Annotated in this window: 18 protein-coding genes and 1 riboswitch; of the genes, 3 read left to right on the top strand and 15 right to left on the bottom strand. The window is 42.0% G+C overall.

Annotated features, from left to right (window positions below; genetic code table 11):
* Positions 1 to 693: 693 nt before the first annotated feature.
* Complete coding sequence (locus C9J47_RS24835; RefSeq protein WP_107256455.1) at positions 694 to 1,152, top strand: RNA recognition motif domain-containing protein; 459 nt, start codon at positions 694 to 696, stop codon at positions 1,150 to 1,152.
* Here the strand turns inward: C9J47_RS24835 and murI are convergent.
* From murI to btuB, 3 genes are all read right to left on the bottom strand, one after another.
* Complete coding sequence (murI, locus tag C9J47_RS24830) at positions 1,121 to 1,912, bottom strand: glutamate racemase (protein WP_107256453.1); 792 nt, start codon at positions 1,910 to 1,912, stop codon at positions 1,121 to 1,123. The genes C9J47_RS24835 and murI overlap by 32 nt on opposite strands.
* 82 nt (positions 1,913 to 1,994) lie before the next feature.
* Positions 1,995 to 2,660 (bottom strand): Dph6-related ATP pyrophosphatase, encoded by a 666-nt coding sequence (locus C9J47_RS24825; protein WP_107256451.1) that lies wholly within the window; start codon positions 2,658 to 2,660, stop codon positions 1,995 to 1,997.
* 50 nt (positions 2,661 to 2,710) lie between these two features.
* Complete coding sequence (gene btuB / locus C9J47_RS24820) at positions 2,711 to 4,528, bottom strand: TonB-dependent vitamin B12 receptor (protein ID WP_107256449.1); 1,818 nt, start codon at positions 4,526 to 4,528, stop codon at positions 2,711 to 2,713.
* Positions 4,529 to 4,566: 38 nt separating this feature from the next.
* Positions 4,567 to 4,790, bottom strand: a riboswitch (cobalamin riboswitch).
* Positions 4,791 to 4,936: 146 nt separating this feature from the next.
* Between btuB and trmA the strand changes: the two genes are divergently transcribed.
* The gene (trmA, locus tag C9J47_RS24815; RefSeq protein WP_107256447.1) at positions 4,937 to 6,043 is read left to right on the top strand and encodes a tRNA (uridine(54)-C5)-methyltransferase TrmA; all 1,107 of its coding nucleotides are present in this window, start codon (positions 4,937 to 4,939) and stop codon (positions 6,041 to 6,043) included.
* A 93-nt stretch (positions 6,044 to 6,136) separates the two neighbouring features.
* Here the strand turns inward: trmA and C9J47_RS24810 are convergent, their stop codons facing one another.
* Both C9J47_RS24810 and fabR read right to left on the bottom strand, forming a co-directional pair.
* On the bottom strand, positions 6,137 to 6,511 hold the full coding sequence (locus C9J47_RS24810) for a YijD family membrane protein (RefSeq protein ID WP_107256445.1): 375 nt from the start codon (positions 6,509 to 6,511) through the stop codon (positions 6,137 to 6,139).
* A 23-nt stretch (positions 6,512 to 6,534) separates the two neighbouring features.
* On the bottom strand, positions 6,535 to 7,167 hold the full coding sequence (gene fabR, locus C9J47_RS24805) for an HTH-type transcriptional repressor FabR (protein WP_011219979.1): 633 nt from the start codon (positions 7,165 to 7,167) through the stop codon (positions 6,535 to 6,537).
* Between the two features lie 340 nt (positions 7,168 to 7,507).
* Between fabR and sthA the strand changes: the two genes are divergently transcribed.
* Positions 7,508 to 8,917: a Si-specific NAD(P)(+) transhydrogenase gene (sthA, locus tag C9J47_RS24800; protein WP_107256443.1), complete on the top strand. Its 1,410-nt coding sequence runs from the start codon at positions 7,508 to 7,510 to the stop codon at positions 8,915 to 8,917.
* Positions 8,918 to 8,996: 79 nt separating this feature from the next.
* Here the strand turns inward: sthA and cysQ are convergent, their stop codons facing one another.
* The 10 genes from cysQ to gspG form a co-directional block, all read right to left on the bottom strand.
* Positions 8,997 to 9,830: a 3'(2'),5'-bisphosphate nucleotidase CysQ gene (gene cysQ, locus C9J47_RS24795; RefSeq protein ID WP_107256440.1), complete on the bottom strand. Its 834-nt coding sequence runs from the start codon at positions 9,828 to 9,830 to the stop codon at positions 8,997 to 8,999.
* A 9-nt stretch (positions 9,831 to 9,839) separates the two neighbouring features.
* Positions 9,840 to 10,391 carry an ADP compounds hydrolase NudE gene (gene nudE, locus C9J47_RS24790; protein WP_107256438.1) on the bottom strand — a complete coding sequence of 184 codons (552 nt, stop codon included), beginning with the start codon at positions 10,389 to 10,391 and terminating at the stop codon, positions 9,840 to 9,842.
* A 93-nt stretch (positions 10,392 to 10,484) separates the two neighbouring features.
* Positions 10,485 to 11,243, bottom strand: coding sequence for a type II secretion system protein N (locus C9J47_RS24785; protein ID WP_107256436.1), 759 nt, complete (start codon positions 11,241 to 11,243; stop codon positions 10,485 to 10,487).
* 2 nt (positions 11,244 to 11,245) lie between these two features.
* Positions 11,246 to 11,722 carry a type II secretion system protein M gene (locus tag C9J47_RS24780; protein WP_107256434.1) on the bottom strand — a complete coding sequence of 159 codons (477 nt, stop codon included), beginning with the start codon at positions 11,720 to 11,722 and terminating at the stop codon, positions 11,246 to 11,248.
* Positions 11,719 to 13,020, bottom strand: a complete 1,302-nt coding sequence (gene gspL, locus C9J47_RS24775) for a type II secretion system protein GspL (RefSeq protein ID WP_245903621.1) — start codon at positions 13,018 to 13,020, stop codon at positions 11,719 to 11,721. The genes C9J47_RS24780 and gspL overlap by 4 nt, the downstream gene beginning before the upstream one ends.
* Positions 12,989 to 13,996, bottom strand: coding sequence for a type II secretion system minor pseudopilin GspK (gene gspK, locus C9J47_RS24770; RefSeq protein ID WP_107256430.1), 1,008 nt, complete (start codon positions 13,994 to 13,996; stop codon positions 12,989 to 12,991). The genes gspL and gspK overlap by 32 nt, the downstream gene beginning before the upstream one ends.
* Positions 13,997 to 14,028: 32 nt before the next feature.
* Positions 14,029 to 14,700 (bottom strand): type II secretion system minor pseudopilin GspJ, encoded by a 672-nt coding sequence (gene gspJ, locus C9J47_RS24765; RefSeq protein WP_107256428.1) that lies wholly within the window; start codon positions 14,698 to 14,700, stop codon positions 14,029 to 14,031.
* Positions 14,687 to 15,046 (bottom strand): type II secretion system minor pseudopilin GspI, encoded by a 360-nt coding sequence (gene gspI / locus C9J47_RS24760; protein ID WP_107256426.1) that lies wholly within the window; start codon positions 15,044 to 15,046, stop codon positions 14,687 to 14,689. The genes gspJ and gspI overlap by 14 nt, the downstream gene beginning before the upstream one ends.
* On the bottom strand, positions 15,043 to 15,624 hold the full coding sequence (gspH, locus tag C9J47_RS24755; RefSeq protein WP_107256424.1) for a type II secretion system minor pseudopilin GspH: 582 nt from the start codon (positions 15,622 to 15,624) through the stop codon (positions 15,043 to 15,045). The genes gspI and gspH overlap by 4 nt, the downstream gene beginning before the upstream one ends.
* A gap of 17 nt (positions 15,625 to 15,641) precedes the next feature.
* Complete coding sequence (gspG, locus tag C9J47_RS24750; protein WP_107244085.1) at positions 15,642 to 16,076, bottom strand: type II secretion system major pseudopilin GspG; 435 nt, start codon at positions 16,074 to 16,076, stop codon at positions 15,642 to 15,644.
* Between the last annotated feature and the right edge of the window lie 14 nt (positions 16,077 to 16,090).

Raw genomic sequence — 16,090 nt, 5'->3', positions numbered from 1 at the left:
TGAGCCATGATCAAACTCTTCAATTAAAGTTTTGTTGATTCTTTCGAATCGGCTCAATGATTTTTACTGATATTCTTGTTTCGTTCTTCTTGCGAAGAAATGAAGCATAAATTGACTGTGTCATCTTGCGATGATTAAGGTCACTCAGTTCATTGATAAATCTTTCGACTTAAAATTTCACGAGTGCCCACACAGATTGCATGGTCAAATTGTTAAAGAACGTTGACTTTCAATGCCTTGGCGTTGAACGCTTCAGCAAGTCAGGACGCGTATAGTACACCTGCAAATCATAAAGTCAAGAAGAAACTCTAATTAGTTAAAACATCTTTTTGACTCTCTTTATTATTCAATTAATGGAATAGTAAAGATATGAGCTAACTTTGCCTTAATATAACTCGGTTAAAAACTCATTTACTTTTACTCGGCGAAAACCTCTTTTTGATTCCGCTTAGTGTCAGTGAGGCGGCATTATAGAGACTCCGATCACTCTGACAAGTATTTTTTATAAAAAATACTTTATTTGATGGTTATTTCATCTAATGTGAACATATGGCTTGTAATCACAACATTAGAGGGCTGTCACATTCACCTTCTGGTAATTACAAGTCAATAAAAGTAATATCATTGTGACTTTGTTGTTAAAATAACCAATGACGCATTCTCTCCTACTAATTATGACGATGTAATTATTATATGAAATCATCTAACCAAACTACGATAACAGTAATTGCGATTACCATTATCGGCTCTTTAATCTTTAGCTTTGTTTCAGTTCCACCAGCGATAGCTTTTGCTGTTGGTGCCGTTATTACTGGTCTAGCAATACGCTTCATGCAAGATTCTAAGCCATCTCCTGAGCAACCTATTGATTCATCACAAAGCAGCAAAACAATCTATGTCGGTAACCTTCCTTACCGTGCAAATGAAAGTGATGTGAAAAACCTTTTTTCCGAACATGGTGAAGTGTTTGCTGTACGATTAATGAAAGATAAGCGCACAGGGAAACGTCGAGGCTTTGGATTTGTTGTAATGAATAGCTCGGATGCTGATACAGCAATTCAGAACTTAAACAATAAAGAATATGGCCAGCGAACTTTAAAAATTCGTGAAGCTAACGATCCTAAAAATCTAGACGGTGAAGAGGTTGCATAGCATTTAGCTGTATTTTCTCTAAGCTTTTATTCAGTGCCGCTTCATAATTTGTCGCGGCACTGTTGTATGTAAGGTTCAAATATTTTTTATGACTCGACGGTACATCTCCCAATAAGCCTTTCACGCGATTAGCTATCGCTTTTCCTGAATCAACAATGACAATTGCTTTATCTAATGCCAGTCTAATTTCATCTTTAATTAAAGGGAAATGTGTACAGCCTAGAATTATGCAATCAACATCTTTTTGCCAAGGCTTAATAATCTCAGCAATTTCATCGATTGAAACGGGCAAACCACGAAGCTTTTCTTCTGCTATTTCAACCAAACGTGTTGAACCTATCAGCCTAACATCGCAATTACTTGCAAAAGATGAAATCAATTCGTGGGTATAAGAACGATGAATAGTCGCAGGTGTTGCTAATAGCCCAATAACTTTTGTCTGGCTAAGGGCTGCTGCAGGTTTTATCGCGGGTACAACACCAACGACTGGAATTGATAAACTTTCACGTAATGTAGGTAATACAATCGTACTCGCGGTATTGCATGCAATAACAACAAGATCAACGTTATGCTGTTCAGCCAATAAACAAACAATATGCTGAGTTCTTTGAAGCAATACATCTTCTGCTAATTCACCATATGGGAATGCAGCGTTATCAAAGGCATAAATGTACTGCACTTGCGGCATAAGTGAGTGTATTTCTTGATAGACAGATAAGCCACCAACACCAGAATCAAAGATAAGTACCGTTTTCACTATTCACCACGTTTATTACGTCTTCAATAAGGTACTAATAATACTGCGATAGCGTATAAATCCGAACCTTTCTTGTCGTATTCAATCATTCTTTGACTAAATTATAACGTTGGTAGTGGAATCGCCCTTCTCGCTCACATTCATCTAACTCTATTTTTAATTCACCATCGAAACATGGTGCTTTAACGACCAGCGTATGAAATTCGCCGTCCTCACCGCAAGGATCGGTATGCATAGGTAAACTTGAGATTAACTGATGGCTATACCACTCACCGCAAAACTTACCATCAAGTTGGCTAGTATCAACTGTTACTACTAACGTTTCGATTCCACACTCAATAATTTCTTGGGCTAGTCGCTGGCTATCTTGTCCTAGCAAAGGAAAGACACACTCCCAACCTGCAGGCTCTATATAGCTACGGCGGTAATCTGCAATACCATTGCAAAACATATCACCAAATGCGACGGCATCAATCTCTAAACCACTATTGCGTAACCCATGCACCACTAAAGATTGATAAATATCGTTAGGCGGAAAGACTTCTGGTAATTCTATGGTAACCAAAGGCAGCCCAGTTAATGCCGCTTGTTTTTTTACAACCTCAAGAGGCGTTGCTTGAAAAGGCACCTCATCGATAAGGTATGTCGTATATAAGCCAACAACTTTGTAGTTTGGATCATTCAGCAGTTTAATAAGGGTCAGCGTTGAATCTTTACCCGATGACCAGCTAACAACAACTTTCTTTTTCATAAGAATTTATAGCCAAAATAAACAAAACCGCCCTAAGGCGGTTTTAATAATTAAAATTCGTATGTCGTGCTCAAGTAATATGCGCGCTCTGGTGCAGGATAGTCACCAGCCGTTTCATACTCTTCATCGAAAAGGTTATCAATACGAGCATTCAATGTTAGACGTTCAGTGACATAATAATTAGCAGCTACGTCAAACAAACTATACGCGTCAAGCTCTCCACTAAAATCTGGACGCTCACCAACATATTGATAACCGAAAGATACATCCACAAGATCAAATGTCGCTGTCGCATTGTATTTGAACATTTCCTTAGCTCGACGAGTTAGTTGCTCACCATCTTTATCTTCTGGATCTTTGAAATCAGCACTTAATTGATGCGAGATGAAGTCAGTTTCAAACTCAGTAACAACTTCTATGCCTTTCAGCTTACTTTCACCAGAGACATTGTAATACTTACTAGTTGAAAAATTGTAGTCGATTAGGTCATCTACTCTCGTATCATACCCCGTTACCGACCAACGAACATCAGCAAGAATACCGCTTACAGTAAGCTCTAATGAATCAGCCGTTTCTGCACTTAGGTTTTGATTACCGTAAATACTATACAACTGATAAAGGTTTGGCGCTTTAAACGAAGTGCCATAAGATGCTTTCACTACAAGTAGTTCAGAAAAACGATAACCCGCCCCTGCATTATAAGTTGTCTCACTACCAAACTGTTCATTATCGTCAAGGCGAATGCTCAGATCACCAAACAAATGTTCGAAATCTGCTGCCAACAATCCGTAGTAAGCAATATTGTCACGATCATATTTATCATTACTGGTTTTAACCAAGTAAGACTCATCACGCCAATCAAGACCACCAGCAAGTGTCACCTGTTGATTTAACTGATACTGAGCGTTCCACTGCAGGTTTAGCTGCTCTAGTTCATCATTACTCGCAAATGGAGAGTTTTTTCCAGAAGATTTACTGTAGTTCCAATCTTCCTGATTTTGCCAGTTTACTTGGAACTGGGAAGACAACTTTCCAGATGTATACTCTCCGCCTGATGCCAATGCAATGTTATCTACTTCTGCTTCTTTCTGATCATGAGAAGTGCCGAATGAACCATCATATTGTGAAATATTATTAAACAACCTTAAATTAGCAAAGCCCTTCCATGCATCACTAAAATTATGAACATACCCAACTAAACCATTACGAGATTCAAAACCATGGCGATCACCATCATTAACACCAGCAATAGGGTGAACGTTGTATCCGTCATCCGCATCGTAACCAAGAGATATATTCAAGTGGCCGTTATCACCAACATTCAAACCACTTGAAAGTGATAACTCTTTATAATCAAGGCTACCCAAGCCTGCTGTCACTTTTGTTGTGTCATTAGTCGTTGAGTTTGCTAGCGTAATGATATTAATAACACCACCAATAGCTTCAGAACCATAAACCGAAGCACGCGCGCCGCGAACATATTCAATACGGTCAACAAACGTAATAGGTACTTGGCTAAAATCTACAGCACCTTTTGCTGCTCGAGCAAATCTAACTCCATCAATTAAAACAAGAACTTGATCGGAATTTGCACCTCGGACAAACAGTGAGGCATTTTGACCTCGGCCACCATTTTGGGTAACTTGAACTCCCGTTAAGCGACGAAATACATCAGTCAGAGACTTAGCTTGAATACGATCAATATCTTGACGAGTGATCACTTCCACTTGAGCTGTCACTGATTCAGTACTTTGCTTAATACGGTTGGCGGTAACTACCATGACATCATTTGATGATTCATCGGCAGCAAAAACTTGGGATGGAAGGCACAACGGTGCCAACGCCACAGCTAAAAGCGTTTTTTTCATTATATGGATACCTTAAGTCGCGTTTAATACTAAGCAACGATTTGCTTCGTACACTGGTCGGTCTTCGGACTTAAGAGCATGGTTGGGTAACCACCTAGGCAACAACTTCCCGCATCATACCTATTGCATTACGCAATTGTCTGAAACAGTGTTTGGAACTTACGTCCGTGTGCTTTCGTTCTCTATCACCGCTGCGCGTCAGTCACGGAATTTCACCGTGTTCCCTAGCCATATTTGGCAAACCAGCGCACTGCGATGCTAGTTATCATTGCCTTTATTGTCTAGCTTTGTTTGCTCTTTGTTATTATTAATTAGCCCAAACTGAACTTTTATCTCGGACAACACTGGACATCGGTCAGTAATGCAATAAAATCTGCGCTCTTATTTTGAGCAGTTTGAGGCACACTAATGACATCCACGGCACTTAATACCGCTGGTTACCAACAGCAGTTGGATGAAAAAGCAGAGCGTATTCAAAACATCTTTGAAGATTTTGAGACACCCGAGCTTGAGGTGTTTGCCTCTCCTGCAGAGCATTACCGCATGCGTGCTGAATTTAGAATGTGGCATGAAGGCGAAGATCTTTACTATGTCATGTTCAATCAAGAGACTCGCGAAAAATACCGCGTAGATCAATTTCCTGCAGCGAGTCGCTTAATTAACGATTTAATGCCATTGCTGGTAGAAGCGCTAAAACCAAGCCAAACTTTGCGCCACAAATTATTCCAAATTGATTTCTTATCTACATTAAGTGGTGAGATCTTAGTGTCACTGCTTTACCACCGTCAGTTAGATGAAGAGTGGGAAGTTGAAATCAAAAAACTGAAGCAACGCTTAAATGATGAAGGATTTAACTTAAACATCATTGGTCGTGCTCGAAAAATGAAAATTGTGGCAGATCGCGATTACGTTATCGAAAAACTAAATGTCTTTGATCAAACTCTAACTTATAAACAAGTTGAGAATAGCTTTACTCAACCTAATGGTGAAGTGGCACAAAAGATGCTGGAATGGGCGGTTGATTGTACGCAAGACAGTGAAGGTGACCTGTTAGAGCTATATTGTGGTAACGGTAACTTCTCGCTGGCACTGGCTAAAAATTTCGAACGCGTTTTAGCAACAGAGCTCGCTAAGCCTTCAGTAGAATCTGCACAATACAATATTGCGGTTAATAATATTGATAACGTACAGATTGTACGCATGTCTGCTGAAGATTTTACTGATGCAATGGCGGGCAAACGTGAATTTCGCCGTCTTAAAGCCCAAAACGTCGATCTGCAGAGCTACAATTGCAACACTATCTTTGTTGATCCGCCGCGCTCAGGTATGGATGAAGGTACATGTCGTATGGTGCAAGGCTATGAGCGTATTATGTATATCTCTTGCAACCCTGACACATTAAAAGAAAATCTTGAGATGCTAAGCCAAACACACAAGATTACTCGCTTTGCATTATTTGATCAGTTCCCATATACCCACCATATGGAAGCAGGTGTTTTGCTAGAACGTAAGTAAGACCATAAATAAAATCAATAATCGACAAAAAGACGAATTATAGTTAACAAAAAAGGCGCTAATCAGCGCCTTTTTTATACCTACCTTTCCAGCTTAAGCTTCGGCTGATTTTGCAGGAGCCTTCGTAATACCCATCTTATAAGCTACCCAGAATAGTAAGCCTAAAGAAACCATAAGAGGTAAGAAGTTTGAACCCATCTCTGGTAATTGTGCACGTAAGAATGCGGAGTATCCGAATGCACCAACAAGAAAGCATGAGAACGCTATAGCGGGAGTACCTTCAGTCATCGGTTTGCTTAAATACTCTTGGTATAGGCAGTACAGCGCCATACCGAATGCAATTACAGGGAAAATCGAAAACGTGACATAGCTTGATGTCAATACAGCCAACGTTGCATTACCGCATAAACCCGCGAGTAGCGATAACACCAATGTTTTACGTTCAGCTTTAACTTGCTCTTTTTCCATATCTTTCACCAACAGAAATAAGGTTATAGTTTATGCCTGAGCTCACGACGCTCACGCTCTTTACGGTACCAATAGGCACCTTTTGCAATTGTTCTTAATTGCATGATAAGTTTTTCTTCATGCTCTTCACGAGCCTGAGGATCAAGATCTAGCGCATCTGCACCAGAACTAAATACCAAGGTGACCGATGCTTCTGCCTGAATATAGGCTTCTTCATGCGTAACACCTGTTTTTGCCTCAAGGTACTCGGTAAGTTCAGCAACAAAGTGTTGAATTTCACGAGCAACCGCGGCACGAAACGCTGTGGATGTTCCCGAGCGTTCACGTAAAAGTAGTCTAAATACGTTTGGACTACTTTCAATAAATTCCATAAATGTTTCAACAGATGTACGAATTACACTACCTTCTTCGGCAATACGCTGTCTAGCTTGTCTCATTAATTGACGAAGGATTAGACCTCCTTCATCAACCATAGTTAAACCTAGCTCATCCATATCTTTAAAATGACGATAAAAAGACGTAGGGGCAATACCGGCTTCTCTAGCTACCTCACGCAGGCTGAGGCTGGAAAAACTACGGTCTGCACTTAACTGGCTAAACGCAGCATCGATAAGTGATCGGCGCGTTTTTTCTTTTTGTTGAGCCCTAATCCCCATGAACCTATAGCTTCTCTATGAACTTTTTTCCAACTATACGCTGTTTTATCTATCACTTCAGCGTGAATGGCAATTACACCTACATCTGAACATACTAAATCCTGATGGACGCTGAATCAAAGCAGTAATTATGAGTTTTAATGTTTCATCACAAATTCATCACGCGATGATTAAAACAATAATCATCATTTTAAAGTAGCGAAATGCACATTTTCATCATATTTCGTTAGAACAACGTGATCACTACCTACCTATCGACTACCGCCGATTCTACCACACGCCATAAAAAGTTAAACTATCGCTATGCCAATGTTGCACAGATGATAATGAAGGCCTACTAATGACAAAAAATAAAAAGCCCACTCACTTTGATGCCATTATTATTGGCAGCGGTCCTGGTGGAGAAGGGGCTGCAATGGGGCTAACTAAAGCCGGATTAAATGTCGCGGTTATCGAAAGAGAAAATAGCGTAGGAGGTGGATGTACTCACTGGGGAACCATTCCATCTAAAGCACTCCGACATGCTGTCAGCCGTATTATTGAATACAATCAAAATCCTCTCTATTGCAAAAACAATTCCAGCCTACACAGTACCTTTAGTCAAATTTTAGGTCACGCTCAAGATGTTGTGAATAAACAAACTCGAATGCGCCAAGGCTTTTACGATCGTAATAAATGTAGCCTTATTTTTGGCGAAGCCAGCTTTATTGATGCCCATACCGTTCGAGTAAAAAATGCCGATAACAGCACCGATTTGTATAGTGCCGATAAATTTGTGATCGCAACAGGTTCTCGTCCTTATCATCCTGAAGGCGTCAATTTTGATCATTCTCGCGTCTATGATAGTGATTCGATTCTGCAGCTAGAGCACGACCCTCGCCATATCATTATTTATGGCGCAGGGGTTATCGGGAGCGAATATGCGTCTATTTTTAGGGGATTAGGTGTAAAAGTCGACCTCATCAATACCCGTGATCGCTTATTGGAATTTTTGGATAACGAGATCTCTGATTCATTGTCTTACCACCTGTGGAATAGTGGTGCGATGATACGAAACGGCGAAACATTTGAAAAAATAGAAGGCACTGATGACAGCGTTATCCTGCACTTAGAATCAGGCAAGAAAATGCGTGCCGATTGCTTGTTATATGCCAATGGGCGGACAGGCAACACCGACAAGCTCAACTTAAACAAGGTAGGCTTAACACCCGATTCCCGTGGGCAGCTTGTCGTTAACCAGAATTACTGTACCGATGTTGATCATGTGTACGCGGTCGGAGACGTTATCGGCTACCCAAGCCTTGCAAGCGCCGCGTATGATCAAGGTCGCTTTGTTGCACAAGCAATAACGACAGGAGAAGCACAAGGTAGCTTGATTGATCATATTCCGACAGGTATCTATACCATTCCTGAAATCAGCTCAGTGGGTAAAACAGAACAGCAGCTAACAGCAGACAAAGTACCTTATGAAGTGGGCCGCTCTCAATTTAAACACCTCGCTCGTGCTCAAATTGCAGGGACAGAAGTAGGAAGCTTGAAGATCCTCTTTCATAGAGAAACCAAAGAGATCTTAGGGATCCACTGCTTTGGTGAGCGTGCGGCTGAGATCATTCATATCGGCCAAGCGATCATGGAGCAAAAAGGGGAAGGTAATACGATCGATTATTTCGTCAATACCACCTTCAACTATCCTACAATGGCAGAGGCTTATCGCGTCGCAGCATTGAATGGCCTCAATCGCTTATTTTAACGTTAATTTAAAAATACAGCCCAAATAATAAAAACGGAGCCTCTGGCTCCGTTTTATTTGATTAGACATTTTCTAGCGCTTATTGGGTATCAATCAAGCGATTATCAGGCGTTAGAATATTCGCCCATGGCAAAGATTCGTCACCGAGTGTAATGAAATTCGGGTTTTCTAACGTATCACGCTCATTATAAGAAAGTGGATTAAGATGCGTGTTTACAATTCGCCCACCAGCTTCTTCAACAATACATTGCGTCGCGGCCGTATCCCACTCACCAGTAGGACCAAGACGCAGATAACAATCTACAGCACCTTCAGCGACCAAGCAGGCTTTTAATGCCGCAGAGCCAAGTGGTACCAATTCATAGTTCAACGCTGGATCCAAGCGGTTGGTAATCGCACTGATATCTTGGCGGCGGCTAATCGCAACGGCTATCGATTGGGTCGGCAATTCATGCTTATGTGTCGAGATGCGAACGGTTTCCCCTTCAGGCGTGATCTTCCATGCCCCTTTTCCGCTATATGCATAATACACAACCCCAGAAACAGGCGCATACACGACTCCCATAATCGGCTTATTACCTTCAACCAAAGCAATAATCGTCGCAAAATCACCACTACCAGCAATAAATTCTTGTGTACCATCTAATGGGTCAACCAACCAATAGCGCTGCCATTTACTGCGCTCTTTTAGCGGTACAGTGGCATCTTCTTCAGACAATACTGGAATATTAGGGGTAAGTTCTGTGAGTCGCTCAACTACTAATTTATGAGCAGCTAAGTCAGCACTCGTTACCGGTGTATTATCTTCTTTGATGTGTTTTTCAAACTGACCACGTTGGTAAATATCTAAAATAACTTGCCCAGATGCGCGAGCGATATCGACTACCGAGGGAATGAGGTGAGATAATTCCATAACTCACTCCTATTGTGAGAGTTGTTTTAATGCAAGAAAAAGGGCGGTAATACTTCTCGCTTCAGCAAAATCGAGATGATTGATCAACTCTTCCCCTTGGCTAACGGGCCAACGAACAATCTCTAACGGCTCAGGCTCATCACCTTCTAATTGTTCAGGGTATAAACCTTGGGCTAAGAAAAGCGTCATACGGCTAGAAAAATACGATGGTGCCAATACAACTTCTTTCAATGGTTGTAGCAAATTGGAACCGAAGCCAATCTCTTCTTTCAGCTCACGATTCGCCGCTTGCTCGGCGCTTTCGCCCGCATCGATTAATCCTTTAGGAAACCCCAACTCGTAGCGATCGGTACCTGCAGAATATTCTCGGATGAGTAACAAATCACCTTCAGCGGTAACCGGTACGATTAAAACAGCATGACGACCACTTGGCATCATTCGTTCATAGGTTCGTTCTACGCCATTCGAAAAACGAAGATCTAGAGATTCGATTTTAAATAGTCGAGATTGTGCAACAACCTCTGTTGATAATATTTCAGGTTTATTCTTATCAGCAGCCATGCCATATTCCTGTATCGCTCTTTCAGTCAATTAAAGTTAACCCACCCATTGATTGAAAGTAAACTTAAAATAGCTCTGCTAATAAAACAGTAGCTAGATACGACCTTTATAGTTGATTTTATACTGCCCTTTCGTATCGGGCGTACCTAACCACTTTAACTGTTTGCCAAGTTGAGGCGGGAATTCAGCCCCGGGCTTAAACCAACCATCAAGACGATAGTTGTTGGTTTTATCTAATGATGCTTCCCACTTGCTCGATACATCTGCTGAGGATTGATCGATTTGTGCCACTACCCCCCCTTGCTCACAGCTAAGATCCGCAATAACAGGGCCAGGATTAATCGCCCCAAGAGGAGAACTTACATTGCCTGACGTCCAAGCGAGTGAGCCATCTAAAACATCACAGTACGGCGCTTGATAGCGGTAGTCTCGCAATGTCAGTTCGAGGTTTCCCGTCACTGTCGCTGGAATAGGCGCGCGGACATATTTCAATACATTTTGAGCAGGAACTGAAACCAATAAGTTTTCAGCAAAAGGGCCCGATGCGCGATAGCCGACAACCCCTCGTCCATCAACCCCTAACTCACTACCTTTACCAAAACGTACGTTAAATGCAGCTTCACCAGTCAATAGTGAACTTAACGTCATGTTCCATTGTATGCGACCAAAACGCTGGCCTTGCCACTGCACCTGAGATGCACTTCCTTGCCAAGGAGTACCACTAACACCTGAAATAGTTAGCCCTCTTACAGTAGGTACCTGTTGTAAAAGCCAAGCTGCAGGAATGTGAGCAACAAGACTACCGATGAATACTGCCCCAAAAGAGACACCAACTGCTAATTTAAACTTCACTGTTACCCTCGGCCAAGCTGTAAACGGTTCACTTCGACCATACCATTACTCTTTGTTCTTGAGACATCGAGAAACTGGGCTTCAATGCCATATTCTTCATGTAAAAAAGCCAACCAATTCACAAGTGTATTGAACGGTACAGGTTTAACCCATACTTGGACCGATTCATTGCGAGGTTGCATCCGAATTAACTCAATACGAAAACGGTTTGTCGTTTCATTGATGACTTGATTTAGCCCTTTATGGCTCACCGCCACACTGGCGCCAGATGAACCTTTTAAACTAGCAATCTGGTTCGCTTTATCTTCAACCCAACTCAATAATTGACGTTCAGATTGAATACGGTTCTGAGCCCGATCGGCGCGGTTAGCCAAAGGCTGCCATATACCCCAATAGACGATTGTCAATATTAACGCGGCTGAGCCACCTAACATTAAGCGTTGCTCTCGCTGACTTAAGGCTTTCCACCATGCTTTCATGATTTTCTCCTTAATACGACAGTACCATTAACCCGCTCGCCATCTTTATTCAGCTGACCTTGCTCTACGATAAATTGTTCAGCCAGAAGTGTGCGAATTTGCTCAAAGTGCTGAAACTCTGTAGAGCTTGCTTGAAGGCGTAATTCGCCGCGATTTTCATCGTATTTTACATTTTGAATTGTCATTTGAGGCACTTCGCTCAATACGGGTTTTAATTGGACTAACCAAGGTAATACCCCCTTATCACTCCCTGCACCACCTAATCGACTAACAGCATTTTTCATCTGGTTTTTCAGATAACTTTGAGAAGGTATACGTTTAAATTCAGGTAAAACCTCACGAAATATACGCTCACTTTCAGCACGGTAAACTTGTGCCTGCTGCTCCATTTTTTGAACTGATACTACATGCTCAATAATGACGGTGGTTAATACCAGCCCAGCTGCAATAGCAACTTTTCGCCAAGGCTTAAGGTGTTTTCGCCATGCAGATTGAATTTTGTAAGGGCCTGATAGCAAGTTGGCTTTACTGTTACCTGCGCCTTCAGCCAGTAGCTGCATCACTAATTCAGGGGCTTCTGGTTTCCAGAGACCTGGCATGCCAATAGGGGCAGGGCTGTAATTATGTATTACTACATTTGTCGATTGCTGCAACTCTGTATTGATAGGTTCAACATTCGAAGTATCTGTATCTGTATCTGTATCTGTATCTGTATCTGTATCTGTATCTGTAGAGAGTACTATCGGGGCTTTCTGCGCCAATAGCCAACTACCAAGCCATGATGGTTCAGCACAAATACCTTGCGCTTCTGATTGACGCACTAACCATTGCTGCCCCAACTCAACGGCACTGTAACCATCATTGAATAACGGTAAACATAAGCAATCTGGAACCAGTTTAGTAACTTCAATACCAGCATCAGATAATGCTTCTAACCACTGTTGAATGATCTTATGTTCCACGATGGCAACACTGGCAATGTCTCCTTCGCGATTAAGCAAATGTACATGAAGAGAATCGACATCTTGTGCTAATTCCTCTTCTAATAGATAAGGTAATACCGCCGTAAGTTGACGCCCACTACCAGTAGGGATCGCAACGTCGGTGAGTAATAGTTCACTTGCTGGTGCCAAGGCGATAACTGGACGCTGTGCTGCATACTCTGCAAGTTCGCTTAATTGCGTCATATCGGCTAATTGACCCGACGCAATCACTTCTTTTTGCTGTGGCGACCAAACCAGCCATTGCACCGGCTGTGCAGGCCGGCTACTTAGCCTTATTGTCAGAAATTCGCTCACTGATCCCTCCATAACGGCGACGAACAACCGTCACCTCTTTCTCATCACGTTTAAGTAATGCTACTAACCGTATTCTGGCTCGATCAACCAGTACTTCTGTATCTATTTGAAAATAGTTACTGCTTACACCAAGGTGAGTTTTCGCTTTGTCTTTAACATCACCACTAATAGACGCAATAGCTGGTTCAGCAGTAAAGTCATCAACACTATCCCAGCCATCAAAACGACGACCAGAAATAATTCGTTCGGCATCTGACAGCGACAATGCCGGGCTATATAAAGCAGCCAATAATGCAGCTTGCCCTTTCTTTAGGGTATTAACATTCAGCACCATATCGTCACTCGGCAAGGCACACAGTAAGTGTTTTACCTTTTCATAAATCGGTGCTGTAACACCGTTTATTGCTCGAAACTCACTGACATCTGCAATCCAATCATTAGGCGGTAAATAAGGCGGACTAAAACCTTCATATGTGCTGTCTTCCGCGCCATAAGCTGATTGAACAACATCATCAGTATCAATATATTCCCAACTGGAATCAGCAATTACCTCCGCGTTATAGCTCTCAACACCCACCTCTTCTAGCAACGCTTGTAAATACGCGACTAAAAAAGGTTCTTTGTTTGAATCTGCTTCTGGCGTGACATTTTTCAACGCATTAAGGTTAAAGCATGCCTGACGGTCGAGAATGTTACCGATAGCTTCGCCTCCTTCTAAAGGATAGCGCTGCCCTTCTGTTGCCCATGCCTGATTCAAATTAATGGTGTCACTATCATCGGTACTTTGCTGAATCGCGACTTTGGCAAGCTCTTCCATTCCTAGGGCATACCAATAGGCTTGCTGATTAAGTACTTGGTTTTCTACACGGTAAAAATTGTGATGTAGCCGCTCAGTCATTTGTGCTGCGAGTAATGTCATCAGCGCTAACAGTAATAATACAACGATTAATGCCACGCCTTGTTGCGACTTCATCATCCTCGGTGCTGTGATTCGGCTTAAATGATTCACTAAGCTGGATCCTCATTACTTTCAGCACTCAAGGCAGATGTTGGTAGCATATACACACGTTCAATATCACCAAAGTCAGCCAGCGTCATTTTCACCATAATACCTTCAGGTAAAACTGCATCTTTCGACCATTCTTCCGTCCATTTATTATCACTGTAAAAGCGAAACGACAAGTCGGTTACATCCGTCAGTATCTCTCTGACTAAAGGCTTTACGCCAACCACAGTATCGGGATAACGGAACCATACTCGTTCTAATGTATCGTCAATAATACGGTAGCCAACGCGTACATTTTCACCTCGGGGAAACATCTGTTGAGGGTTTTGCCAGCCTGCACGCGTAAACGTTATTCCATGACTCGATGAACCTAATAGATACTCACTTGCCAACAACAACTTATCACTGGGCTTTTCACCTTGCGTACGCACTCGACGAGCGACTATCTGACGGAAATCGTTATCCATCATGACAACGGCACGTTGAATCGACTGTAAGCGATCATTGTGTTCTATCGATTGTTGATTACTAAGTTGAACATTATTTAGCACTTGGTAAGCAGATAAGCTCAACATGGCAAAAACAGCAATCGCGACCAATACCTCTAACAATGTAAAACCTTGCTGCGAAGAATGGAGCCGATGAGAAGAGCAAGGATGATTAATTCGCAACATAAGTTCTTACCGAGACAACGGATTTCTTTCGTTCTGAATCAGTGGCAACCGTGACATCAATAGCACGCAAATACCCATCAGCCGTTTTTGTACTTTTTACCGACCAATACCATTCCTGACCGGCGAGTTTTGATTTACCACGCTTTTCTGTTGTAGGAATTTCTCCCGAAAGCCGTACCGTGGCGAGCGTATTATCGGCCACCATAATGGCAAAGGTTTTTTGCTCTAAATATCCTAAGGTATTCAAATGTTGGCTAACTGCTTTCATCACACTCAGTGCTGCGATAGCAAATATCGCGAGAGCCACCAGCACTTCTAATAACGTCATTCCACGATTTTTCTTCATCGTTTCTTCTCAGCATCTAACTCTTCACCTGGATGAAGAAGGAATAGCTGTCCGAGTTCATCTGCTTGTACATGCCAAAATTGATTTTGCCCATCAACCTCAAAATCTAACGTAAAGGGGGTGTACTCACCGCTTGCCATCACAACAACCTGTGGGGGCTTAATTTTATTTTTATCAGTTTGTTCAGCAAACATGTCTTCATCAAATAATGAACCCGGCTTAAACAGGCGATCTTTGTCTTGCCATGAATAACCTCCGATTTCGACCCTTAGATTAATGTCTTCACCAACATCCACCTCAGTAAAAAACTTCGATTCTTTTATGGGTTGCCAATCATCACGGGTTAGCTCAAGAAACTGATAACTATGACGTTCAATCCGAATACCGTAATCAACGCCATTAAGTAATGCATCCTCGCCCAATAATTGAACGAGCTGATGAAAACGTGCAGCTTCATCTTTTACCTTATCGTCTTTGCTTTCTGGCAATGAAATAATCACAGCTACAGCACTGGTTGCTAGCAGTACTAGCACCAACATCATTTCAATTAAGGTAAAACCTGCCGCACGTTTATTCATATCATTAAACGCTAGACTTAAAAGTCCAACATGTTCCAGTTGCCAATATCAGTATTATTACCCTCACCGCCTTCTTGACCATCAGCACCTAAGCTAAAGATATCAATAGGACCATGTTCACCCGGCATCACGTATTGGTACTCGTAGCCCCAAGGATCATTAGGTAAACGGCGAATGTAGCCACCATCACGGTAATTACGTGGCTCAGGTGACGACGAAGGTTTAGAGACTAATGCTTCTAGACCTTGATCTGTCGTTGGATAAACACTGTTATCCAACTTATACATATCTAACGATTGCTCTAACGCACTGATATCGGTAACGGCTTTTTGTTGATCCGCTTTCTCTTTATTACCTAATAGGTTCGGTACCACTAAACTGGCTAATACGCCAAGAATAACGATAACGACCATAACCTCTAACAGCGTAAAGCCGCGTTGTTTGCGTTGCATGAAAAAACCTCCAA

This window comes from Photobacterium indicum (assembly GCF_003026215.1).
Taxonomy (GTDB): Bacteria; Pseudomonadota; Gammaproteobacteria; order Enterobacterales; family Vibrionaceae; genus Photobacterium; species Photobacterium indicum.
Note: the sequence above shows the minus strand (reverse complement) of the source record. Positions and strands in the feature narration are given on the sequence as shown.

What these genes read in the sequence shown, in the direction of transcription:
- C9J47_RS24835 (WP_107256455.1), top strand. Translation starts at nt 694, where the DNA reads ATGAAATCATCTAACCAAACTACGATAACAGTAATTGCGATTACCATT.
- C9J47_RS24825 (WP_107256451.1), bottom strand. Translation starts at nt 2,660, where the DNA reads ATGAAAAAGAAAGTTGTTGTTAGCTGGTCATCGGGTAAAGATTCAACG.
- btuB (WP_107256449.1), bottom strand. Translation starts at nt 4,528, where the DNA reads ATGAAAAAAACGCTTTTAGCTGTGGCGTTGGCACCGTTGTGCCTTCCA.
- trmA (WP_107256447.1), top strand. Translation starts at nt 4,937, where the DNA reads ATGACATCCACGGCACTTAATACCGCTGGTTACCAACAGCAGTTGGAT.
- C9J47_RS24810 (WP_107256445.1), bottom strand. Translation starts at nt 6,511, where the DNA reads ATGGAAAAAGAGCAAGTTAAAGCTGAACGTAAAACATTGGTGTTATCG.
- fabR (WP_011219979.1), bottom strand. Translation starts at nt 7,167, where the DNA reads ATGGGGATTAGGGCTCAACAAAAAGAAAAAACGCGCCGATCACTTATC.
- sthA (WP_107256443.1), top strand. Translation starts at nt 7,508, where the DNA reads ATGACAAAAAATAAAAAGCCCACTCACTTTGATGCCATTATTATTGGC.
- cysQ (WP_107256440.1), bottom strand. Translation starts at nt 9,830, where the DNA reads ATGGAATTATCTCACCTCATTCCCTCGGTAGTCGATATCGCTCGCGCA.
- nudE (WP_107256438.1), bottom strand. Translation starts at nt 10,391, where the DNA reads ATGGCTGCTGATAAGAATAAACCTGAAATATTATCAACAGAGGTTGTT.
- C9J47_RS24780 (WP_107256434.1), bottom strand. Translation starts at nt 11,722, where the DNA reads ATGAAAGCATGGTGGAAAGCCTTAAGTCAGCGAGAGCAACGCTTAATG.
- gspK (WP_107256430.1), bottom strand. Translation starts at nt 13,996, where the DNA reads ATGATGAAGTCGCAACAAGGCGTGGCATTAATCGTTGTATTATTACTG.
- gspJ (WP_107256428.1), bottom strand. Translation starts at nt 14,700, where the DNA reads ATGTTGCGAATTAATCATCCTTGCTCTTCTCATCGGCTCCATTCTTCG.
- gspI (WP_107256426.1), bottom strand. Translation starts at nt 15,046, where the DNA reads ATGAAGAAAAATCGTGGAATGACGTTATTAGAAGTGCTGGTGGCTCTC.
- gspH (WP_107256424.1), bottom strand. Translation starts at nt 15,624, where the DNA reads ATGAATAAACGTGCGGCAGGTTTTACCTTAATTGAAATGATGTTGGTG.
- gspG (WP_107244085.1), bottom strand. Translation starts at nt 16,076, where the DNA reads ATGCAACGCAAACAACGCGGCTTTACGCTGTTAGAGGTTATGGTCGTT.